The sequence below is a fragment of the Candidatus Dormiibacterota bacterium genome (genome assembly GCA_035532835.1).
Lineage (GTDB): Bacteria > Vulcanimicrobiota > Vulcanimicrobiia > Vulcanimicrobiales > Vulcanimicrobiaceae > DAHUXY01.
Genome location: DATKQG010000013.1, coordinates 1 through 21,096 on the forward strand (window position 1 = coordinate 1; position 21,096 = coordinate 21,096).

The following is a 21,096-nucleotide window of genomic DNA, read 5'->3' on the forward strand; positions in this document are numbered from 1 at the left end:
TCAATGGAATCAACTCCCCTGGGGCCCCTCTCGGTCGGTGGTGTGTAGTAACCTACCGATTCGAGAGGAGGCTCCGCTTTTTCGCTTGGGGGGTCAAAAGCCCGATGCCGGAAAGGGGTCAAATCTAGGGTGCCGTTCCCACATTGGTGGTGACTGGCTTCGCAGCCTTCTATGGCGTTTGCGCCGCCATCGCTGCAGCAAACACATCTGAGCTTGAATCGGAGCCGGTCGTTCGATTCGAAAACTCGAACGCAAGAAAGGCCACCGCGCGATCTCGCGAAGCTTCTACAGACCTTCGTTTTCGATCGCGCTGCCTCCGAAGGTGGAACTACGCGAATACTGCCCGCCGGATCTTTCAATTCGAACAAGCGCCCCTAAATCTCGACCCTGAGTTAATCTAGCCTTTCTTGTCCACCAGTCATCCACTGGAGCATAAGGCGCCCCTGCCCAGAACTGGTTCTGTCATACAAGAAGCTCCGTGACCGCACGCTGCGAAGCTTTTCGGACCAGCCACGATGGAGAACCTTCCGCAAATGCCTGATCTAATCGGCCCCATACTCAATGATCCGCTAGTTCACCAGATTGGCAGCGACGCCCTCAGCTCTGCAACGGATGCGCTGGTAAATCTGGGAGTCAAGAAGGGCGGAGTTGTGCTCGCTCGGTTTTTCAAGCTACGATTTCTGCTTGCCCCCGAGGACGAAATAACTCTCGCTTTAGAACGGCTCGATTCGTTCACCCACTTGCTTGACAGCCGAATCGAAAGACTTGAGAAGCTGGGGTTTCTCGACGCGAATGATCTTGATAAGAGGTTTCGCCAGCCTGGTATTACCGCAGCACTTGGCAGTGCTTTCGACTGTGCAGTCGAAACAGATCAATCTCTCAAACAAGCCGCCCTGGCCGGAATTGTGGCTCAACGGCTGGCTTCTGATGAGCAAGGCCTCGCGGCGAAGGTCACTCGCTTAGCAATAGCTGCGATTCGGGATCTGACCGTAAATGAATTGCGTCTTGTTGGCTTGATCCATTTGCTGCATATGAATCTAATGGCTGGTCGCGAAATTAACGACAATAACGTTGCGACTGAACGTTCCATTTTTGCGAGCTCGCTCCATGTTTATGTTGAACCGTTGGTTGAAACGCCCGTTGGAGACTTCGATCTCCAGCACCTTCGTGCCCTGGGAGTAATACAATACGACGATACTGCGACTATGATGAGCCTCGGTACCCCACGCGTTCTTTCAAGCACGGTCATTGATTTTCCGGGTCCTTGGGAAGACCCCAATACCACCAAGCTAATCAAAAAAATAACCGAGCGCTCACACGGCGACATAAAACGAGGCGTCATCCCGCTCCAGAAATGCACGGTGTCGCCGATGGGAATCGCAATAGCGATGTCCGTGCTATCTGATATCGTCGGCGCTGAATGCGATCTCCAGACACTGTTTGATTCCCAAAGCCAATAGAGCTATTCGATACATTATCTCCAAGGCCGCGCAACAGCGATGCCGCCGCCTAATCATGCACAGTCCTGCAATTGCCGCCTCCGTATCCTCTAGTACGCGCCGCAAGGCGTGAACTTCCATGCATGGCACGCGCCGTAGCGGAAGGCCGGCGGTTCTACAAGCCACTGCGGCTCGGCGGAGCAGATCGGCTCCCCGATTTTGTATTGACGGATACTCAACCGCACACCGAGTGTAAGATCTTCGGACGCGACGATCCCGACTATCTCGAGCGCGCGGCGGAAAAGAAGCGGCGCCCTGCTTCGCTGACGTAGTTTTGCCATAGATGACGACGTGCTAACGAGGGCGTCTTCTTCCGCTGAATCTCCTAGCCGTCCACCTGGCCAGTAGGAATGGTCACGTCCATGCGGACATAGCCGAGGGGGCGATCGGCAACTCACGGACAACTACTCTGATATGACTCGATCGATACGGATGCTTCTCGCGACTGTCGCTCTTACGCTCTGCTCGATTCACCCTGTGAGCGCGCAGCCTCGCGTCGTGGGCGGCTGGCTTTGTGATCTCGGGGATTCGGAGTATATGTATATGCTACTTCTTCCCGATGGGCGGGCAGCAACGTACCTGACCGCCGCCGGCGAGCGCCCGGCCGCCGGTGGCAGGTACGTGTATCGAGGAAATCGTCTCGATGTTGATACGCCGTACAACGGGGATTTCAAGCTGACGATCCGCTGGGTAAGCCCAAATCGCATGAAGACGACAGATCAGCAAGGAACGACCGTCTATTGCAATCGCCGCGAACGCGTACCGGCCACGCTTTACGTTCCAGTTACCTGATCTCGCCGCTCCTTTTGCGGTTTGCTTCCCGTGCGCTCATTCTCACGGTGAATGCAATCATGGTAGAGAGCCCATGACGCTTCCGGTGTTGGCGCCTGGATAAGACGGACCCAGTTTGGTCGCGTTAAGGCGAACCCACCTGGGCGCCAGGCTACGGCGTAGAAGCGCTCGCACCTCCCTTGCGCTTACGAAGGCGGTAGCTCTCGCCTTTGAGATTGAGAACATGGCTATGGTGGAGGAGGCGGTCGAGCAATGCGCCTGCCATCGTCGTGTCGCCGAGAATGTCGCTCCAATCGGCGAAGCTTTTATTACTGGTGACGATTGTTGAGTGGCGTTCGTACCTGCGCTCGATGAGTTGGAAAAGCCACGTTGCCGCTGGGCGATCAAATTGCACGTAGCCGATCTCGTCGATGATGAGGAGGGGCACGTTGACGAGATGGCGTTGCTTGTGTCCCGGAATGCCGTCGAGCTGCGCGATGCGGATGAGATCAAGTAGATCTTGAGCGGTAACGAAATAGGTACGGTAGCCGGCTTGAACTGCGCGCAAGCCGAGGCCGATCGCCAAATGTGTTTTGCCGACGCCTGGAGGGCCGAGCAACACGACGTTTTCAGCGCGTTCGATGAACGCCATGTTGCGCAGTTCGGTGAGCGCCTTGCGATCGAGCGATGGCTGGGCATCGATATCAAATGTATCCAGGCTTTTGAGCGTTGGGAAATGCGCAAGTTTTGTACGGGTGACTAAGCCGCGTTCGGCGCGGAGCGCGAGTTCGTCGCCGAGCAGCGAGTCGAGTACATCGAGGTGCGAGAGTTCGCGTTGCGCAGCACGCTGTAGATGCTCGTCCAGCCGCTCTCTCGCCGTTGTGAGCTTAAGCGTTTCGAGTTGACGGCGCACGCGATGGAGGAGTAGTTCGCTCATATGGCCACCTGATCATAGACGGCGAGCGACCTTTGCTCTACGGCGATGGCCGGAATGCGGGTGGATCGCCGCGATAGCCTGGGAACGGGGCACCGGCGATAGCACAGTTGTGAAAGCAGGCCGCGTTTTGCGACGCCGGCATTGACGAAGCTTTGCAAGATCGGCGCGACGACATCGCGGCCGAACTCGTCATGACGGTCGAGCACTTCGCGAAGTACGGCTAGCGGCGCATGCGGCGCCCGTTTCTCGACGAGAGCGGCGTAGCAGTGGCCGAGATCACCGAACTCACGGGCAATATGCTGCGCCAACTCAGCGAAACGATCATGCCGCGGCGCAAGCGGTTTGGGTAAATGGGACGGGTCCTGCACGAGAAGCGCGCCGATCGGCGCATAGTGATGCTGCCAAATAGCCTTTCCATCGGCCATGATCGTAAGGCCATCACGACGTAGTTGTAACATGACCGGCATGCGGGCGAATTCTTCAGGAACCGAGTAGCGAACGCCGCGGTAATGCACTAGGCCGTAGGCGTCGGCGACACGCGGCTCTTCGAGAACAAGATCGTATTCTGGCACGCTCTTCAAGAGCGGTTGTTCGGAGGCGAGACGGCTTTGTGGCGTTTGTTTGGTGATGCGATGAACCCGACGATTTGCCCGTTCGACCAGCCACTGCTCGGCTTCGGCGTTAAGCAAGTCGAGATCACGTGCATTGCGGCCGATAAAGAACCGTTCGCGCACGTAACGCACCATGCGTTCAACGCGGCCTTTGGTTTTCGGACGCGCGGGCCAACAGGCTTTCGGCATGAACTGATGGGCGACGGCAAACTCTTCGTATTGCTTGTTCCAGACGACGGTTTTACCAGCCCGAGAAGCAACCGCCGTTTTGAGGTTGTCGACCAGCACCTCGTTGGGAACACCACCGAAGAATGTGAAGGCATGACGATGGCAATCGAGCCAAGTCAGCATCTGCATGTCGGTCGTGAAACGCACGAAGAGTGCGCGCGACCACGCAAGCACTGCGACGAAGACATAGACTTTCATGCGCTGCGGGCCGCAGTCGATCACGCCGAGCTCACCCCAATCAACTTGCATCTGCTGACCTGGCCGCACGAAGAATCGCTGTTCGGCCGGCTGAGGGCGACGCCGTAGCGGTTGCAGATGATCTTTGAGCGCGGTGCGGCCGCCGGTATAGCCGATCAACTGCAGTTCATCGAATATCCGTTCGCCGGTCCACAGCGATTTGACCGGATCGGCGAGCCACGCCGAGATCGTATCCACGTAGGGCACGAGTTTGAGGCCCTTGAGCCGTTTGCGCTTGCCGGTCGGCGGCTGCGCACTACGCAACGCACGACGTACGGCGTTGCGGCTGACGCCGCGCAGGGCGGCGATTTTGCGGATGCTGAGGCCCTGTATCCGTAGAGTATGAAAATCCATCCAACGCTCCGAACGAGTGATGGCGAGCTCCTTCCGTAGGCGATGCTAGACACATCAGCCTGTATTCGGAGGGGGCTCGTCCCGTTTCCGGGCTACCGGCCCGGGTCGGAGGTGGGTCCGCCTTACCGCGGCGGAAGTGGGTTCACCTTATCGCGGCCGCAACATCCGGCACCAGTAGCGCCTACACGCCCGCTCTGTGCGACGAACACAACTAGCCGAACATGCGGGAGAAAACACCGAAGACCCGATGGAAGCCGTACAAGCCTGTTGCGCTCGCCCCAACAATACCAAGTCCGCCGCACGAAACGAGGATTCGCGCGATGAGCACATCGGTATCCGCGGGCGGGAAGCTGATCATGACATCGCTTGCGGTCAGCGGCCATAGTACGCCGCTCCCATGCACATAAAACGCGACGCTGATGACAAGCCCTACGAGCGACATGACCAGCAGCGTAATCGGGGTTGCATTAGTGAGCCATTCGCGCGTCGGTGCCCAAAAATGCGCAGCGATCAACAAACAGACACCCGCCGACATCAAACCTGCGATTTGACAAACGATGTTCACGACATCCCAGAATTCGTTGAAATGCATCGCCGCGTTATGCTCCCGCCGTCGACTGTTTGCGATTGTTAGCAAACTTCGACTTCACGAGAGGTTGGAGCTGCTGCAACTCGTAGGGTGACTTGCCTTTTTGTGGCCCAAATACGCGCGCAAATAGGGCGGGGTGCAACGTATGGGCTAGTTCCAAGAACTGCAACGCATCCGCGTTATCGCGCATCTGTTCTGCGGCAAATGCCGATTGAAATTCCTCAGCAAAATCCGTTGCCGCCGACCGCGCTAACACCATTCCGGGATGCGCGATCAGTGCTTCTCGCTCCTGAAACGCAGCCTGCGTTGCACCGACTCTGTCTAGGCAATCTGCAGCATCCGCGTGCAACACGCGGCCAAGAAGTCCGCTCACCTTCGATCGATCAACGACAGGGCCATATCGCCCGAGCCACGTCGAACAGGAGGCCCGCGACGGCACCGGCGTACGAGCATTATGATCGATCCCTATGTGCATCCGACTACCCGCGTGGAGAGCCTGGTATTCGGCCCGCGTGCGAAATGGATCCCATAGCGTCCCTACGACCTGATCGTCTATTGATGCCTCCTGGTAATCCCCGGCCGCATACGCTTGCTTAGCCTGTACGCTAACGACCGCGACACCAGCGAGGAACACGGCGACAACCATTGCGACTGAAACCAGCAAGCCCTCGCCTACACCTTTTGCCGTTTTTAGTAACTTCTTCGCCAGGCTTGGGCTCGGCTCGTCAGTGAATTCAAAGAGTTCCCCGATCGAGAGATGGACGGCCGCCGCGATGCGGTACGCCACGTCGATCGTTGGACTCACTCGATGTTGTTCGATGAGTCGGATGGTTTGCCGCGTCACATTCGCGCGCACCGCTACCTCCTCGCGAGATAAGCCCTGCTCCTCACGGACGCGCTGGAGGCAATTTCGGACAGCCATAGTGGTCACCTCAGGTAAAAAGACGGGGGAGCGTAAAATCTTTTTCACACTCTCCCCCACAGCATAGCGCATCTTCGCCTGTCTGGCAAATATATTTTACCGCCGCCGCTTAAGTGCTGGTTGAATCCCACCGGGCCGATTAAACGGGACTACGCGCCTATTAAACGTCAGACCGAGACTTTAGCGTCAAACCTGGAATAGTCGGTATAACGCTAGATGGGAGCAAGAGGTGGACGACCAAATTTTCTCAGCGCTGATTCCCGACGCGAACGCAACGACTCGCACGAAGATCGCGGAGACGCTCCGAGTATTCAACGAGCGCACCTTGCGGTTTGCTGCCGAGCAGGGCATCCAGGTTACGCCCCTCCGGCGAGGCGAGCCATACGCCCAGGCGCCACCGGCGCTGGTAAGGCTGCGGATCGACATCCGGCCCCGCAGGCCGGACTCTTCGTGGTTGAGGAACGCGCCGTGTATGTTAGGAGCGGTCAGCTATGACGATCGGCCACGAGTTCGGGGCATGCTTTTGACTGCGCTCTCGGTGACGGCGTGTATCTCTCGGTAGTTCTGTAGAGTCTCAGAAGCTTCTGTGATCCACAACTACCCAGGGACACCGTCTTTGGAAAATGCCAACTACTTTAGCGCAGTGACGTGCTCTTCGGGATTTCACACGAATTTATCCATGGTCGCTCTGGGCAAGCGCCCTTTCGCGCGATTCTGCCGCTAAATTTTGCCCAATCGCATGACTTTTGTACAGTCGCATCCTCTTCTGTTCAGTCGCACCGACTTCTGATCTTCACACCCAGCCTTGCCTTCGCCTACCGCAAGCCGTATAGTGGTGGGCAGTGGTGGAAAGTGGTGCCACAGGGAGGGGTAAGGTGCACGCGGAGCTACCGCGGTTTACGGGATCGGTCGAACACGCTCTTGATGAAAAAGGGCGTCTGATCGTTCCTGCCCGCTTCCGCGAGCGGTTGGGGGCCGGTTTCGTGCTCACGATCGCCGAGCCCGACCCGTGCCTGGCCCTGTTTCCTAGCGCCACCTGGGCCGCGTTCTGCACCCGCTTAGAGGAGGCCCCTCGTAAGGACGAGCGCTTCCGCCGGTTCGTGCGCCATCTGTTCGCCCATACAGAGGAAGTCACGTGCGATGCCCAGGGGCGGCTGCTCATCCCCGCCCAGCTCCGCGCCTACGCCTCGATCGACCGCGAGGTTATCTCCATCGGCACCCTCACCCGTGTCGAAATCTGGGCCAAGGAACGCTATAACGCCTACGCCGCTCCGGAGGGCGAGGTGGCCGAATTCATGGCCGACCTCGGGTTGTACTAGTGTGCGCGCATGAGTCATATCTCCGTCATGCTCGAACCGGCGCTGGAGTATTTAGCGATCCGGCCGGATGGGATTTACGTCGATGCGACCTTCGGTGCGGGTGGGCACACGGCGGCGATGCTGCAGCGGATCTCGGGTGGGCGAGTGATTGCGCTCGATGCCGACCCGGGTGCGGCCGAACGCGCAGCGCAGATCGCGCACCCGCGTCTCACCTTCGTCAACGCCAACTTCCGCGAACTCTCGCGCGTCCTTTCGGGCCTGAACATTCCGTCGGTCGATGGGGTGCTCTTCGATTTAGGAGTGTCGTCGATGCAAGTAGATGAAGCGCAACGCGGCTTTTCATTCTCCAAGTCTGCGCCGCTCGATATGCGCATGAATCCCTATGAAGGGCGCAGCGCCTACGATGTGCTTGCAACCGCGAGCGAAACGGAACTTGCGGATATTTTCTTTCACTTCGGCGAGGAACGCGCGGCGCGGCGCATCGCGCGCGCGGTCGTCGATCGGCGCAATTCCGGGCGGCTTCCGGAAACCACCACCGAGTTTGCGCAGATGGTCGCGGGCGTCGTGCATCGGCCGGGGCATCGCGAGCGCGTGCACCCGGCGACGCGCGTCTTTCAAGCGTTGCGCATCGCCGTCAACGACGAGCTCGGGGCGCTCAAAGAGGGCTTGAATGCGGCGACCGGCGCGCTGCACGAAGCGGGGCGCATCGTCGCGATCAGCTTTCATTCGCTCGAAGACCGCATCGTCAAGCAGACGTTCCGCGACGACGAGCGCCTACAGGTGTTAACCAAAAAACCGATCGGCCCAAGCGACGATGAGATCGGCGAAAATCCCCGCGCACGCAGCGCAAAGCTGCGCGCGGCGCAACGGAAGGCGAGCTAATGGTACACGCAAGGCAACTGGAGGCCGAACCGCGGATTCGCAATCCGCGCAGCGCCCGCACCGCTACGCAAACGCGCATCGTTCGCAACGGGCGGGCCCGATATGCGAACATCGTCCGCGTCAGCGCGGTGCTCGGCGTCGTGTTGGCGATGCTGATGGGCTACGTGATGCTCACGTCGAATGTCACGAGCATGACGTACACCTTGGCAAACGCTCGAGAGCAACGCGACGCGCTCCAGGAGCAGACCGCTCGCTTGGACGATCGCTTGGCCGATCTGCGCTCCGAGGAACGGCTCGCTCGCATCGCCCGCCAGTTGCACATGCACGAACCGCAGCAATTCGCCTTGGTCACCCTGGGCACGCCGCCGGTAGTCGCGCAGAGCACCGCACACCTTACCATGCTCTCGTCGCTCGCCGGGTGGCTGCATCGCAATCCGCACGTGCAGGAGCGGTAAAATCACGCGCCGGAGCGCCGCCTAGTGCATAACCGTGCGTTCGCGCGCATCGCACCGATGCGCGCGAAAGTCTTTTTCTACATCATGGCCGCCGTCGCGGTCTTTCTTGCATGGCGGCTCTATAGCGTTCAGGTGATGCAAGGCCCCGTGCTTGCGCGCGAGGCGCTCGCGCAACGCTCCGATACCGTCGATGTGTTCGCGCGCCGCGGCAGCATTCTCGATCGCAACGGCGCCGTGCTCGTGCGTTCGTTGCCGTCCGAAAGCGTGTATGTCGTCCCGCACGACATCACCGATCCCGATCTCGCGGTCCAAAAGCTGCAGGGCATCTTCGGCAAACTCGATCCTACGCTCGTCGCCACCATCCACGATAAGCGGGTCTGGTTCTACTGGGTCGCGCGTAAGGTCAAACACGATGTCGCGGTCAAGGTGCGCGCGCTCGATATGCCGGGCATCCAGCTCAAGCAAGAAGATACCGGCCGCCGCATCGATATCGTCGGCGATATGGCTTCCACGATCTTGGGCTTCGTCGGTACCGATGAGAACGGGCTCGACGGCGTCGAATATTATTACGATCGCTATCTCAAGGGTCGCTCCGGCAAGGTAACGCTCGAGACCGACGAGTATGGCCGTCCGCTCCCGTTCGGGCGCGAGACGATCATCAAGCCCGCGCAGCCCGGGCTCAATATCGAACTCACGATCGATTCGTATCTGCAATTCGAAACCGAAGAAGCGCTCGATCAGCAAGTGCGCAAGTTCCACGCGAGCGACGGCACCGCGATCGTGATGGATCCGCAGACCGGCGCGGTGCTGGCGATGGCGAACGTCCCGCACTTCGATCCCAATCATTTCTGGAAGTACTCGTACAACCAAGAGCGCGACCGCGCGGTGATGGATGCCTACGAGCCGGGCTCCACCTTCAAGCTCGTTACCGCGGCCGCCGCGATCGAGTCGGGTAAAGTAACGCCGCAATCGCGCTTCCCGGCGCACGATACGCTTGCCGTCGGCGGCCACGTCATCCACAACGCGGAAGACGGCTTCATGGCGGGCACCGGCGGCAGCGAGACGCTCGAGCAGATCATCGAATACTCGCATAACGTCGGCGCGGCCGAAGTGGGCATGTCGATCGGCGCGCACACGTTTTATGCGATGGAGCGGAAAGCGGGCTTCGGCACGTCCACCCACATCGGCTTGCCCGGCGAAAACCCCGGCATCGTCCCGCCGCCGTCGCAGTGGAGCGATTCGTCGCTTGCGACGATGTCGTTCGGGCAGGGCGTCTCCATCACGCCGCTGGCGCTCACGCGTTATTATTGCGCGATCGCGAACGGCGGCATTTTGCTGCGCCCGCGCATCTTGCACGCGGTCCTCAGCGCGAAGGGCCGCCTCATCTATCAATACGGGCCCGAAATCGAACGGCGCATCTTCTCGGCGAAGACGGCGGCGATTCTGCGCGGCTATTTGCGCGCCGTGGTGGTGCGCGGTACGGGCGATCCGTCCGCGCAGATCCCGGGGTACACGACCGCCGGCAAAACCGGCACCGCGCAGATGGTGGAGAACGGCGTATACCAACCCGGCGCGTACGTCGCATCCTTCATCGGCATGATTCCGGCGAATCATCCCAAGTACGTAATCTTGGTGAAAATTTCGCGCCCGGTCGGGTCGTATTACGGCAGCGTCGTCGCGGCGCCGGCGTTCGTGCGCATCGCGCGCGCGGCGATGTTGCACGATGGCATCTTGCCCACCGGCATGCGCGCGGACGACGGTACGCAAGTGATGGTGACGCCGCATGCCCAATAGCGTCCGCGTTGCCGATGTGTTGCAGCGCCTTCCGGCGAGCACGCTGGTGGTGGGCGACCGCGATCGCGCGGTCACGTCGCTGGAGATCGATTCGCGGCGCGTGGTGATCGGCGCGCTCTTCGTCGCGTTGCGAGGGCAACACGCGGACGGGCACGCGTTCGTCGATCAGGCGCTCGTGCGCGGTGCGGCCGCCATCGTGCTCGAGATGGGCGCGTCGGTGCCGCAGCGCCCGAACGTCACCTACCTGTACGTGCCGAACGCGCGTCGCGCACTCTCGGCCATCGCCGCCGCCTTTTACGGCGATCCGTCGCGCGAGCTCGACGTGATCGGCGTTACCGGTACGAACGGCAAAACCACCACCACGCGCATGATCGCGGCCATTCTCGAAACCGGCGGGATTTCGTGCGGCATCATCGGCACCGTCGGCGCGGAGCTCGGCGAGCGGCGGTGGCCGCTGGAACACACGACGCCGCAGCCGCCGGAGCTGCACGCGATCCTGGCCGAGATGCGCGGCGCGGGTGCGCGGGCCGTGGCGTTGGAGGTGAGTTCGCATGCGCTCGCGCTCGACCGCGTCGAAGACGTCCATTTTCGGGTGGCGGCGCTCACGAACGTGACGCGCGACCATCTCGATTTTCACCAAACGCTCGAAGCATACGCCGCGGCGAAACGGCACCTTTTCACCATGGCTGATGCTGCCGTATTGAACCTCGATGACGCGCACGGCAGGCAGTGGCACACCGATGTGGGCGCGCGCATTCCCACCCTCACCTACGCGCTCGATGCGCCGGCCGATCTGCATCCTACCGCGGTGCGCATCGCACCAAACGGCAGCACGTTCACGCTCGACGGTACGGCGTTCGCGGTCAAGCTGCCGGGGCGTTTTAACGTTGCCAACGCGCTCGCCGCCATCGGCGTGGCGCGCACGCTCGGCGTCGGCGATGCGGCCAGCGCGCGCGGATTGGCGGAGTTGGTGCGGGTGCCCGGGCGCATGGAACACTTGCGCGGACGCGATATCGACGTCGTGATCGATTACGCGCACACGCCCGACGCGCTGGCAAATGCGCTGGCCGCGTTGCGCGAGACATCGACCGGAAAGTTAGCGGTGGTATTCGGCTGCGGCGGCGATCGCGACCGCGGAAAGCGCCCCGAGATGGGGGCCGTTGCGGCTCGCGTCGCCGATCGCATCTACATTACGAGCGACAATCCGCGCTCGGAAGATCCGCGTGCGATTCTCGACGAGATTATTCCGGGCCTGGGCTCCCACGCGTTCGTTGCGGAGTTGGACCGGCGCGCGGCGATCGCGCAGGCGATCGATGAATCCGCCCCGGGCGATGTCGTGCTGATCGCCGGGAAGGGCCACGAATCGTATCAGCTCGTCGGCGATGACGTTCTGCCGTTCGACGATGCAACGGTCGCGCGCGAGGTGCTCCAACGATGAGCCTTTCGCTCGATAGCGCCCTCTCGGCGACGAAGGCCGAGCTCTTCGACGGAGCTCTAGCACCCGCGCTGCTGCGCATCGTCACCGATACGCGCACGATCGAGCGCGGCGATACGTTTCTGGCGCTGCGCGGAGAAAACTTCGACGGGCACGCGTATGTGGCGCAAGCGATCGCCAAGGGTGCGGCGGCGGTGATCATCGACGACCCGCAAGCACGCGTCCCCGGCACGGCGACGCTCTTGGTACCCGACACGCTGCGAGCCTACATGGCGCTGGCCGGCGCGGCGCGAGCGGCCTTTCGTGGAAGCGTGCTGGCGATCACGGGAAGCACCGGCAAGACGACGACCAAAGTGCTGGCCGCGCAATTGTTGGCCGCACGATTCGGCGAACGCGTGCTCGCCTCGCCGGCCAACGAAAACAACGAAATCGGCGTGAGCAAGTTGCTGCTGGCGGCCTCGAACGAAGAGCACGACGTGCTCGTCGTGGAGATGGGCGCGCGTAACTACGGCGATATCGCCGCGTTGGTGGCGATCGCGCGGCCGCACGTCGGCATCCTCACCAACGTCGGCGAAGCCCACTTGGAAATCATGGGGTCGCGCGAGCGCTTGGCCGAAACGAAATGGGCGATCTTTGGCGAAGGCGCGCGCGCCGTGCTGAATCTGGACGATGCCGTCGCCCGCGAGCGAGCCTCGTCGCTCCCGCGGGATGCGCACTGGTTCGCGGCGCTCGATACCGACGCGGCGCTCGAGTTTCCGGGACGTTCGACCACGCTGGTCGGGCGCACGCTCCTGCGCGAACGCGATGGGCAACGCGTACGCGATTACGATATCGACGTGCTACTGCCCGGCAAGCATAATCGGTACAACCTTGCGGCCGCGCTCGCCGCGGCATGCGAACTCGGGGTTGAGGTTGAGGCCATGCTCCCGCTCGTGCCGGGCCTGCATCTTCCGCCCGGCCGCTTTGAATCGGTCCTGCTGCGCAACGGCGTGCGCGTGATCTACGATGCGTACAATGCGAACGCGAGCGGAATGATGGCAGCGCTCGATGCGTTCGCGCAGGAACCGGGCGCCACGCATATCGCCGTGCTTGCCAGCATGGCGGAGCTAGGGAGTGAAGCGCCCGCGTTGCACGAGCGCGTCGGCGCGCATGCCGCGGCGGCGAACGTCGATTGGTTGCTTGCCGGCGGCGAGTACGCGCAGGAGTTGGTGCGCGGCGCACGCGACGCAGGGCTCTCCTGGGAGCGCATCGCCACGTTCGCGACGAATGATGACGCGGTGCGATGGCTACGAGAGCGCTCGCGCACCGGCGACGTGGTGTTGCTCAAAGGTTCGCGCAAGTACAAGTTAGAGGAAGTCTTACAGGGGTTGCAGGTATGAGCCGCCCTCTGTTGGTCGCACGCTCCGAAGTCCCCGCCGGGCTGGTCGCGCTCCCGGTGCGCACGCAACTCGTGCGCTCGGGCGACGATTTGATCGGCATCGTCGAGCGTGCCGTCGAAGGCATCGCGCGCCCCGGCGATGTGATCGCGATTTCCGAGACGGCGGTCGCCATCGCGCAGGGCGCGTTCGTTCCGGCGGAATTCGTGCGGCCCTCGAAGCTCGCGTACGTGCTCGCGCGGCGCGCGGGCGCGCTCGCAACGGTCAACCAGCCGGAGTCGCTGCAATTGGTTATCGACGAAGTCGGCCAATGGCGCGTCCTCTATGCGGCGGTCGCTCACGTCCTCGGGCGCCTGCGCGGCAAACGCGGCGTCTTCTACGAAGTGATGGGCGAAGCGATTACGGCCATCGACGGATATACCGGTACGCTGCCGCCGTTCGAGCGCGCCATCGTGCTGGCCCCGCGCGAACCGGACGCGTTCGCGCAATCGGTCCTCGAACGCACCGGCATCGGCTGCGTCGTCGTCGATGCCAACGATTTGGAGAAGGCGAAAATTCTGGGCGCGTCGCTCGACGTCCGGCGTACCGTCGTCGAGAACGCCTTGCTCGATAACCCGCACGGCAACGCCGACGAACAAACGCCGATCGTCGTGCTCAAATGGCGTGGCGCCGGCGCGAACCCGCTGTACGAGGCGGCGCCATGACGATTCCGTGGATGCTCGTCTCGCTCGCCGTGGGGTTTCTGATTGCGGCGTTCGGCGGCGCGGCGCTGCTGGCGGCGCTGCGCCGGCTGCAGTTCAACCAGCGCGCCTACGAAGACGCGCCGGAGACGCATCAAGGAAAGACCGGCACGCCCACCATGGGCGGCATCCTCTTCATCGTTGCGCTCTTACCAATGCTCGCAGGGGTGAAAATCCCATTTGCCCTGGAACTGTTTCTGCTCGTCTTGGCTTGCGGCGCCGTGGGATTTATCGACGACTATCTGGGCATCCGCTTCGGACGCAACCGCGGGCTGCGCGCGCGCACGAAGTACCTGGCGACGGCGCTCATCGCGATCGTGTTCTTGCGCGCGCTCTCGGAATCGTACGATTTCTTTCCGCGCGACGTGCTCTTTCACGCGGGCACCTACTCGCTGGTCGCGCCGCATTGGCTGTGGTTGCTGCTCGGCATCCTTGCGGTAACCGGGACGATTCACGCGGTCAATCTCACCGACGGTTTGGATGGCTTGGCAACCGGCACCATGTTGCCGCCGCTCGCGGTCCTCACCGTCGTCGGCTTCGAACTTGGGCTGCGCGCGCCGACGGAAGCGGCGTTGCTCGGCATCGGCGCGGGTTGCGGCTTTCTCATCTACAATCGCTACAAGGCGCGCATGTTCATGGGCGATACGGGGTCGCTGGCCCTGGGAGCGCTGCTCTCGGGTATCGCGATCGTGGAAGGCGAGATGCTGCTGCTGCTCCTGATCGGCGGCGTTTTCGTCGCGGAGGCGCTCTCGGTGATCGTGCAAGTGCTGTATTTCAAGGCCAGCGGCGGCAAGCGGATCTTTCGCATGAGCCCGCTCCACCATCATTTCGAGCTCGGCGGATGGGCTGAAACCAAGGTGACCGCGCGCTTTTGGATCGCGTCGTTCCTCTTGTCCGTCGTCGCGCTGGCGGTGGTGCGATGAGCGCGCTCGGAACCTTTGGCGCGTCGGAGCGCGTGCTGATTATCGGCATCGGGAAGAGCGGCCTTGCGAGCGCGCGGGTGCTGCGCGAGCGCGGCGCGAGCGTGCACGCGACCGACGAAAAACCGGCCGCCGAGCTCGCCGATGCCATCGCGCGGATCGAAGGCGCGGGCGCGCAGTTTGTCGCAGCCGGCGCGCTCGCACCGTTGCTGCCGTCGTTCACCGCCGCCGTGCTCTCGCCGGGCGTCCCGCTCACCTCGCCGGTCGTACGCGCGGTGCAAGCCGCGAACGTTCCGGTATTCAGCGAAATCGAAGTGGCCTACCGGCTCTGCCGCGCGCCGATGATTGCGGTAACGGGGACGAAGGGCAAATCCACCACGACCGCGCTGATCGGCCACTTGCTGCGTGCCTGCGGCCTGCGCGTGCGCGTGGGCGGAAACATCGGCAACCCGTTGATCGCCGAGGTCGTCGATGCCGCACCCGACGAGTGGGTGATAGCCGAGGTCTCGTCGTTCCAGTTGGAAACGATCCGCTCGTTCAAGCCGCGCGTCGCGGTGCTGCTCAACCTCGCGCCCGATCACCTCGACCGCTATTTCTCGATGGATGAATATGCCGAAGCGAAGTTTCGCATCTTCGCCAACCAGTCGCGGACGGATACGTTCGTCGGCAACTTGGACGACGAGCGCATCGCGGCGTTGCAGAACTCCGCGACCGAATCGCGGTTGCAAGCCCGGCCGCTGTGGTTCACGCTGGGAGAACGCCGCGACCCCGCAACGATGTACTGCCACGGCGATGCGGTGGTGTACGCGCCGATCGCCGGCGACCCGCGCCCCATCGTTGCAATCGAGCGCGGCGAAATTCCGCTCGCGGGCGAACACAACGTGCAGAACGTGATGGCGGCGATGCTGGCGGCGTTGGCGATCGGCTGCGATATACGCGCGTTGCGCGAGGGCGTCAAAACCTTCCGGGCGATGCCGCACCGGCTCGAACCCGTAGCCGAAGTGGACGGCGTGCTCTACGTCGACGATTCCAAATCCACCAATCCCGGCTCGGTCGTCGCGGCATTGCATGCCTACGATCGGCCCGTGGTGTTGATTGCGGGCGGGCGTTCGAAAGGCACGGATTTTGCCGAAATGGGCGCCGAGATTCGCCGGTGCGCCAAGGCACTCGTAGCGATCGGCGAGGCGGCGGACGAGATTGCGGCCGGCGCACAAGGCGTCCCGACCGAGCGCGCCGCGACGATGATTGCCGCGGTCGCGCGTGCCGCGGAGCTCGCGCAGCCGGGCGACGTGGTGATACTCTCGCCCGGCTGCGCGTCGTTCGATATGTTTCGTTCGGCCGAGGATCGCGGCGACCAATTCAGCCGCGCGGTAAGAGCGCTCAAGGAGCACGCCGATGCGTAACGCCGCGCGCGTTCAGCCGCGTTCCGCGCGCGAGCAACGCACGACGACAACCTCGCGCCCGTACATCGCGACGCCGCCGGATACGCTCCTCTTTCTCGCCGTGGTGGCGCTGGTGGGTATCGGCCTGGTTATGATCTACTCCGCATCGAGCGCGACCGCGTACGCGCAGAACGGGGATACGGCCTATTTCGTCAAGCGCCAATTCGTATGGCTCGTCGTGGGTGCGGCCGTCGCGTATGGCGCCTATCGCATCGATTACCACAAACTCAAGAGCGCGGCGCCGTACATTTTGGTGGCCTCGATCTTGAGCCTGTTGCTGGTATTGGTGCCGCACGTCGGGCTCGTCGTCAACGGAGCGCGGCGTTGGATCGGCATTCATTCGCTCAGCTTCCAGCCCTCGGAATTTGCGAAGCTCGCGCTGGTCGTTTACCTGGCCGCGATGCTGGCGCAGCGAGGCGAACGCATCGTATCGCTTGCCAAGGGGCTGATTCCGCTCTGCATTCCGGTGGCGATCATGTCGGTGCTGATCCTCAAAGAGCCGGATATGGGCACTGCCAGCTTGCTCGCGATGATCGCGTTTGCGATGTTCTTTGCGGCGGGAGCGCGCATCGCGCACCTGTTCGCGATTTTTCTCGCGACGGTACCGCCGGTGGTGCTAACGATCCTTGCCAGCCCGTATAAGCGCGCGCGCATCTTCGCGTTCATCGACCCGTGGCGCGACCCGCTCAACACCGGTTTTCACATCGTGCAGTCGTTGCTCGCGCTCGGGAGCGGCGGCCTGTTCGGCGTCGGCTTAGGCGCCTCGCGTGCGAAATTCTTCTACCTGCCCGAGCAATACACCGATTTTATTTTCTCCGTTTTGGGCGAGGAGCTGGGGTTGCTCGGCGCGCTCGCCGTCGTCGCGCTCTTTCTGCTCTTCGCCTACCGCGCGATTCGCATTGCGATTGCCGCGTCCGATCGCTTCGGCTTCTTTCTCGCGGCGGGCTGCACGGCCCTGATCGTGATTCAAGCCTTCATCAATATCGGCGTCGTCACGTCGTCGTGGCCGGTAACCGGCGTGCCGCTCCCGTTTATTTCGTTCGGCGGAAGTTCGCTGATCGTCAATCTGGTCGCCGTCGCACTCATCGCGAACGTCGGCCGCCACCGCCGCGTCAGCGCTGAATGAACGCGCGTGACGGCGCGGTGGTGTTTGCGGGCGGCGGAACCGGCGGGCATCTCTATCCCGCGATCGCCATCGCGCAGGCGTTGGGGTCGCCGGATCGCATCGCTTTCATCGGAACGGCCGATCGGCTCGAGGCCACGATCGTTCCCGAGGCCGGCTACCGCCTCTATACCGTGCGTAGCCGTCCGCTCACGCGCAAACTCTCGTTCGAACTCCTGCGCACGCTCGTCGCGAACGCGCGCGGGGCGTGGCAGAGCGCTTTTTTACTCGCTCGTTTAAAGCCGCGCCTCGTGATCGCGACCGGCGGCTACGTCTGTTTCCCCGTCGTACTCGCGGCGCGGTGGTTGCATATCGTGCGGAGGCTTCACGCGCCGATCGCGCTGCTCGAACCCAACGCTCGCCCGGGGCTGACCAACCGGTTGCTGGCTCCGCTGGTCGACGAAGTGTGGGGTGCCTTTCGCGAGGCCGACCCGCGCTTTGCGGGCAAGTACGTGCATACCGGCATCCCGGTGCGGGCTTCGCTCGCGCGGCTGCCGCAGCGCGAGGCGGCGCTGGCGCGCCTCGGGCTCTCGCCCGAACGCAAAACGCTGCTGGCGATGGGCGGCAGCCAAGGAGCCCGCTCGATCAACGACGCGCTCGCCGGCCTGATTGCGAGGCACGCGCTTCCGTCGGGGTGGCAACTGATCCACGTGACGGGCGAGCGCGAGTACGATCGCGTTCGCACCGCGCTCGGCGCCGACGCGGGCCCGGCGGTGCGCCCCTACCTGAACGACGTTGCCGATGCATACGCCGCGGCCGACCTCGTGCTCGCGCGTGCGGGCGCGTCGACGCTCGGCGAGCTCATGGCCGTCGGGCTTCCTTCCATCCTCGTACCGTATCCGCACGCTGCCGACGACCATCAAACGCGCAACGCGGAAGTCTTCGCAGAGGCCGGCGCCGCCATCCTGATGACCGATCGGGAACTGGCCGCCGGGCAGCTTGCGGCGACGCTCGAGCGCGCGATCGTGCCCGAACGCTTGCATGCGATGCGCGCCGCCGCGCTGGGCTTGCAAAATGGTTCGCCGATTGCGACGATTCTCGCCCGGATAGATGCGCTCGCGGCGCGAAAGACGCTCGGGTAATGGGGACGGCGAGCTGGCATTTTATCGGTATTGGCGGGATCGGCATGAGCGCGATCGCGCGCATTCTATTGGCGCGCGGCCAGAGCGTGAGCGGATCCGATATGAAGGCTACCCCGCTGCTCGAACAACTGCGCCAAGAGGGCGCGCTCGTAACCATCGGGCACGACGCGCAAAATATCGCCGGCGCGACCACCGTCATCGTCAGCTCGGCGATCGATCGTCGCAACGCGGAGTACGTCGCGGCGCAGCGTTCGGGCGTCCCGATCCTGCACCGCGGCGAGATGCTCGCGCAGCTCGTGCGCGAACGGCGCGGCATCGCGATCTGCGGTACGCACGGGAAGACCACGACGACCGCGATGGCGCACGCGGTGCTGCGGGCCGGCGGAATCGACGCGAGCTTAGTGCTCGGCGGGATCGACGGCGCGCTCGGCACGAACGCGCACGACGGGGCGTCACCTTGGTTCGTCACCGAGGCCGACGAATCGGACGGATCGTTCGCGTTGCTCGAACCGGCGATGGCCGTCCTCAATAACATCGAAAACGATCACTTGCAGAGCGACGACGAGTTGCCGCATTTGGTGCGCGCCTTCGAAGCCTTTCTTGCGAAATTGCCCGATGACGGCACCGCCATCGTCGGCGTCGATAACGCCCTCACCGCTTCGCTGGTTGAAAGCGCACGTCGCTCGCGAACGGTCACGTTCGGGTTCGGCCCGCGAGCCGACGTGCGCGCGGTGAACTTACGGTTCGACGGCTTGGGCGTGACGTTCGATGCGATCGTGCGTGGCGTATGCCTGGGCACGATCGAGATGCAAGTCCCCGGCGAAATCAACGTGCAAAACGCGCTCGCGGCCATCGCGGTGGCGCGCGAACTCGAAGTGCCGTTCCCGCGCATCGCCGACGGGTTGCGCGCGTTTCGCGGGGTTCGGCGACGCTTCGATATTTTGGCTCGGAGCGATCGCATGATGGTAGTGGACGACTACGCGCACCACCCGACCGCGGTCCGCGCGACGATCGCGGCCGCGCGGCAGTACCACCGCGGCCCGGTCGTTGTCGCGTTCCAACCGCATCGTTATTCGCGCACGGCGTTTCTGGCGCGCGATTTCGCGGATTCGCTGCGCGGGGCCGACCGCGTCTATCTCGCGCCGATCTACGCCGCATCCGAGGCGCCGATCCCGGGCGTGAGCGAACGCTCGATCGGAGAGTTGCTTGGAGCGCTGGGAACGCGCGTGAGCTACGTCGCGCGCGTCGACGATTTGGAGGAGCGCATCTTCGACGAAGCGCCTCCCGGTTCGCTCGTGCTCATGCTCGGGGCCGGCAACATCACCGAAATCGCGGCCCGTCTAGCACAGCGCGTTAACGGCGTGGGCGCACCGGCATGAGCGCGACCACCGCTTCGGCCACGGCCAGCCTGCTCGAGGACGGCGATCGCCAAGCGTTGCAAGCGATATTAGGCGACCGCGTGCGCTTCGACGAATCGCTCGCGCCGTTCACTTCGTGGAAAATCGGCGGCCCTGCCGATGCGTTGGTGCATTGCCACAGCGAGAACGACGTGGCGGCGGTGATGCGCCTGTGCTTCAGGCGCAAACTCCCGTGGTTCGTGCTCGGGAGCGGCAGCAATCTCTTGGTCGGCGACGGCGGCATACGCGGTATCGTCATTCGGCTCGGCGGTGCGTTCGCCGACGTCGCGGTACGCACCGAAGCCGATACCGTATTGGTGGAAGCGGGAGCGTCGGCCGGCATGGCCGCGATGACCGCAAAAGCCGCTTCGGCGGGCGCGCTGGGCATCGGCTCGCTGGCCGGCATTCCCGGCACCGCCGGTGGTTCGCTCCGCATGAACGCGGGCACCGATCGTGAGATGGGCGATTTCGTCCGCGACGTGTGGGTGCAATCGCCCAGCCGGCCCGAACCGCATGCGGTGTCGGTGCAGTATTACTATCGCCACACCACGCTCGCGCGCGACGCGATCGTTTCGCGCGTGACGCTGTGCTTCGAGCGCGGCGACGTCGCGACGGTGCGCGAAGAGATGCAGCAACGCTTGGTGCGGCGCAAGAGCACGCAGCCGATCGCGCTCCCGAACGCGGGATCGTGCTTCCGCAATCCGCCCGACGATAAAGCGGCCCGGCTCATCGAGGCGGCGGGCGCCAAGGGGTGGCGCGCCGGTGGTGCGGAAGTATCCCCCCTCCACGCAAATTTCATCAACAACACCGGTGGCGCGAGCGCGAAGGACGTAGCGACGTTGCTGGCTCGCATACGGCGTGCCGTCAACGATCGATTCGGCGTAGAGTTACAATTGGAAGTGCACCTAGTAGGGGTTTTTGTGGATCGTGAAGAGGAGTAAGGC

Annotated in this window: 20 protein-coding genes; 16 read left to right on the forward strand and 4 right to left on the reverse strand. The window is 63.0% G+C overall.

Going from position 1 to position 21,096, the window contains the following annotated elements; all coding sequences use genetic code 11:
* Positions 1–533: 533 nt before the first annotated feature.
* From VMW12_01930 to VMW12_01940, 3 genes are all read left to right on the forward strand, one after another.
* The gene (locus VMW12_01930) at positions 534–1,460 is read left to right on the forward strand and encodes an LPO_1073/Vpar_1526 family protein (GenBank protein ID HUZ48480.1); all 927 of its coding nucleotides are present in this window, start codon (positions 534–536) and stop codon (positions 1,458–1,460) included.
* Positions 1,461–1,582: 122 nt separating this feature from the next.
* On the forward strand, positions 1,583–1,771 hold the full coding sequence (locus VMW12_01935; protein ID HUZ48481.1) for a hypothetical protein: 189 nt from the start codon (positions 1,583–1,585) through the stop codon (positions 1,769–1,771).
* Between the two features lie 271 nt (positions 1,772–2,042).
* On the forward strand, positions 2,043–2,291 hold the full coding sequence (locus tag VMW12_01940; protein ID HUZ48482.1) for a hypothetical protein: 249 nt from the start codon (positions 2,043–2,045) through the stop codon (positions 2,289–2,291).
* A 151-nt stretch (positions 2,292–2,442) separates the two neighbouring features.
* Here VMW12_01940 and istB read toward each other — a convergent pair whose 3' ends face one another.
* The 4 genes from istB to VMW12_01960 all read right to left on the reverse strand — a co-directional run bounded on the left by istB (position 2,443) and on the right by VMW12_01960 (position 6,196).
* Positions 2,443–3,207 (reverse strand): IS21-like element helper ATPase IstB, encoded by a 765-nt coding sequence (gene istB / locus VMW12_01945; GenBank protein ID HUZ48483.1) that lies wholly within the window; start codon positions 3,205–3,207, stop codon positions 2,443–2,445.
* On the reverse strand, positions 3,204–4,637 hold the full coding sequence (istA, locus tag VMW12_01950) for an IS21 family transposase (GenBank protein HUZ48484.1): 1,434 nt from the start codon (positions 4,635–4,637) through the stop codon (positions 3,204–3,206). The genes istB and istA overlap by 4 nt, the downstream gene beginning before the upstream one ends.
* 211 nt (positions 4,638–4,848) lie before the next feature.
* Positions 4,849–5,229 (reverse strand): hypothetical protein, encoded by a 381-nt coding sequence (locus VMW12_01955; protein HUZ48485.1) that lies wholly within the window; start codon positions 5,227–5,229, stop codon positions 4,849–4,851.
* A gap of 7 nt (positions 5,230–5,236) precedes the next feature.
* Positions 5,237–6,196, reverse strand: a complete 960-nt coding sequence (locus VMW12_01960) for a helix-turn-helix transcriptional regulator (GenBank protein HUZ48486.1) — start codon at positions 6,194–6,196, stop codon at positions 5,237–5,239.
* 827 nt (positions 6,197–7,023) lie between these two features.
* On the opposite strand from VMW12_01960, the gene mraZ reads away from it, so the two are divergent.
* Genes mraZ through murB form a run of 13 tightly spaced genes read left to right on the forward strand, consistent with a single transcriptional unit; the run spans position 7,024 to position 21,093 of the window.
* On the forward strand, positions 7,024–7,467 hold the full coding sequence (mraZ, locus tag VMW12_01965; protein ID HUZ48487.1) for a division/cell wall cluster transcriptional repressor MraZ: 444 nt from the start codon (positions 7,024–7,026) through the stop codon (positions 7,465–7,467).
* A gap of 9 nt (positions 7,468–7,476) precedes the next feature.
* Positions 7,477–8,349, forward strand: coding sequence for a 16S rRNA (cytosine(1402)-N(4))-methyltransferase RsmH (gene rsmH / locus VMW12_01970; GenBank protein ID HUZ48488.1), 873 nt, complete (start codon positions 7,477–7,479; stop codon positions 8,347–8,349).
* Positions 8,349–8,804 carry a hypothetical protein gene (locus VMW12_01975; GenBank protein HUZ48489.1) on the forward strand — a complete coding sequence of 152 codons (456 nt, stop codon included), beginning with the start codon at positions 8,349–8,351 and terminating at the stop codon, positions 8,802–8,804. Before rsmH ends, VMW12_01975 begins: the two co-directional genes overlap by 1 nt.
* A 24-nt stretch (positions 8,805–8,828) precedes the next feature.
* Positions 8,829–10,598 (forward strand): penicillin-binding protein 2, encoded by a 1,770-nt coding sequence (locus VMW12_01980; GenBank protein ID HUZ48490.1) that lies wholly within the window; start codon positions 8,829–8,831, stop codon positions 10,596–10,598.
* Positions 10,588–12,036, forward strand: coding sequence for a UDP-N-acetylmuramoyl-L-alanyl-D-glutamate--2,6-diaminopimelate ligase (locus tag VMW12_01985; GenBank protein ID HUZ48491.1), 1,449 nt, complete (start codon positions 10,588–10,590; stop codon positions 12,034–12,036). Before VMW12_01980 ends, VMW12_01985 begins: the two co-directional genes overlap by 11 nt.
* Entirely contained in the window at positions 12,033–13,412 is a 1,380-nt protein-coding gene (gene murF, locus VMW12_01990) for a UDP-N-acetylmuramoyl-tripeptide--D-alanyl-D-alanine ligase (GenBank protein HUZ48492.1), read from the forward strand. Before VMW12_01985 ends, murF begins: the two co-directional genes overlap by 4 nt.
* The gene (locus VMW12_01995; protein HUZ48493.1) at positions 13,409–14,113 is read left to right on the forward strand and encodes a coenzyme F420-0:L-glutamate ligase; all 705 of its coding nucleotides are present in this window, start codon (positions 13,409–13,411) and stop codon (positions 14,111–14,113) included. Before murF ends, VMW12_01995 begins: the two co-directional genes overlap by 4 nt.
* Positions 14,110–15,072 carry a phospho-N-acetylmuramoyl-pentapeptide-transferase gene (gene mraY, locus VMW12_02000; protein ID HUZ48494.1) on the forward strand — a complete coding sequence of 321 codons (963 nt, stop codon included), beginning with the start codon at positions 14,110–14,112 and terminating at the stop codon, positions 15,070–15,072. The genes VMW12_01995 and mraY overlap by 4 nt, the downstream gene beginning before the upstream one ends.
* Positions 15,069–16,472 (forward strand): UDP-N-acetylmuramoyl-L-alanine--D-glutamate ligase, encoded by a 1,404-nt coding sequence (gene murD, locus VMW12_02005; protein ID HUZ48495.1) that lies wholly within the window; start codon positions 15,069–15,071, stop codon positions 16,470–16,472. Before mraY ends, murD begins: the two co-directional genes overlap by 4 nt.
* Complete coding sequence (gene ftsW, locus VMW12_02010) at positions 16,465–17,637, forward strand: putative lipid II flippase FtsW (GenBank protein HUZ48496.1); 1,173 nt, start codon at positions 16,465–16,467, stop codon at positions 17,635–17,637. Before murD ends, ftsW begins: the two co-directional genes overlap by 8 nt.
* Positions 17,634–18,755, forward strand: coding sequence for an undecaprenyldiphospho-muramoylpentapeptide beta-N-acetylglucosaminyltransferase (gene murG / locus VMW12_02015; protein HUZ48497.1), 1,122 nt, complete (start codon positions 17,634–17,636; stop codon positions 18,753–18,755). The genes ftsW and murG overlap by 4 nt, the downstream gene beginning before the upstream one ends.
* Positions 18,755–20,134, forward strand: a complete 1,380-nt coding sequence (gene murC, locus VMW12_02020; protein ID HUZ48498.1) for a UDP-N-acetylmuramate--L-alanine ligase — start codon at positions 18,755–18,757, stop codon at positions 20,132–20,134. Before murG ends, murC begins: the two co-directional genes overlap by 1 nt.
* A complete protein-coding gene (gene murB, locus VMW12_02025; protein HUZ48499.1) occupies positions 20,131–21,093 on the forward strand; it encodes a UDP-N-acetylmuramate dehydrogenase in 963 nt (320 codons plus the stop codon). Before murC ends, murB begins: the two co-directional genes overlap by 4 nt.
* The last annotated feature ends 3 nt before the right edge of the window (positions 21,094–21,096 follow it).

Excerpts from the sequence above, each read along its gene's own strand:
- VMW12_01930 (HUZ48480.1), top strand. The coding sequence starts at position 534 with ATGCCTGATCTAATCGGCCCCATACTCAATGATCCGCTAGTTCACCAG.
- VMW12_01935 (HUZ48481.1), top strand. The coding sequence starts at position 1,583 with ATGGCACGCGCCGTAGCGGAAGGCCGGCGGTTCTACAAGCCACTGCGG.
- VMW12_01940 (HUZ48482.1), top strand. The coding sequence starts at position 2,043 with ATGCTACTTCTTCCCGATGGGCGGGCAGCAACGTACCTGACCGCCGCC.
- istB (HUZ48483.1), bottom strand. The coding sequence starts at position 3,207 with ATGAGCGAACTACTCCTCCATCGCGTGCGCCGTCAACTCGAAACGCTT.
- istA (HUZ48484.1), bottom strand. The coding sequence starts at position 4,637 with ATGGATTTTCATACTCTACGGATACAGGGCCTCAGCATCCGCAAAATC.
- VMW12_01955 (HUZ48485.1), bottom strand. The coding sequence starts at position 5,229 with ATGCATTTCAACGAATTCTGGGATGTCGTGAACATCGTTTGTCAAATC.
- rsmH (HUZ48488.1), top strand. The coding sequence starts at position 7,477 with ATGAGTCATATCTCCGTCATGCTCGAACCGGCGCTGGAGTATTTAGCG.
- VMW12_01975 (HUZ48489.1), top strand. The coding sequence starts at position 8,349 with ATGGTACACGCAAGGCAACTGGAGGCCGAACCGCGGATTCGCAATCCG.
- VMW12_01985 (HUZ48491.1), top strand. The coding sequence starts at position 10,588 with ATGCCCAATAGCGTCCGCGTTGCCGATGTGTTGCAGCGCCTTCCGGCG.
- murF (HUZ48492.1), top strand. The coding sequence starts at position 12,033 with ATGAGCCTTTCGCTCGATAGCGCCCTCTCGGCGACGAAGGCCGAGCTC.
- VMW12_01995 (HUZ48493.1), top strand. The coding sequence starts at position 13,409 with ATGAGCCGCCCTCTGTTGGTCGCACGCTCCGAAGTCCCCGCCGGGCTG.
- mraY (HUZ48494.1), top strand. The coding sequence starts at position 14,110 with ATGACGATTCCGTGGATGCTCGTCTCGCTCGCCGTGGGGTTTCTGATT.
- murD (HUZ48495.1), top strand. The coding sequence starts at position 15,069 with ATGAGCGCGCTCGGAACCTTTGGCGCGTCGGAGCGCGTGCTGATTATC.
- ftsW (HUZ48496.1), top strand. The coding sequence starts at position 16,465 with ATGCGTAACGCCGCGCGCGTTCAGCCGCGTTCCGCGCGCGAGCAACGC.
- murG (HUZ48497.1), top strand. The coding sequence starts at position 17,634 with ATGAACGCGCGTGACGGCGCGGTGGTGTTTGCGGGCGGCGGAACCGGC.
- murC (HUZ48498.1), top strand. The coding sequence starts at position 18,755 with ATGGGGACGGCGAGCTGGCATTTTATCGGTATTGGCGGGATCGGCATG.
- murB (HUZ48499.1), top strand. The coding sequence starts at position 20,131 with ATGAGCGCGACCACCGCTTCGGCCACGGCCAGCCTGCTCGAGGACGGC.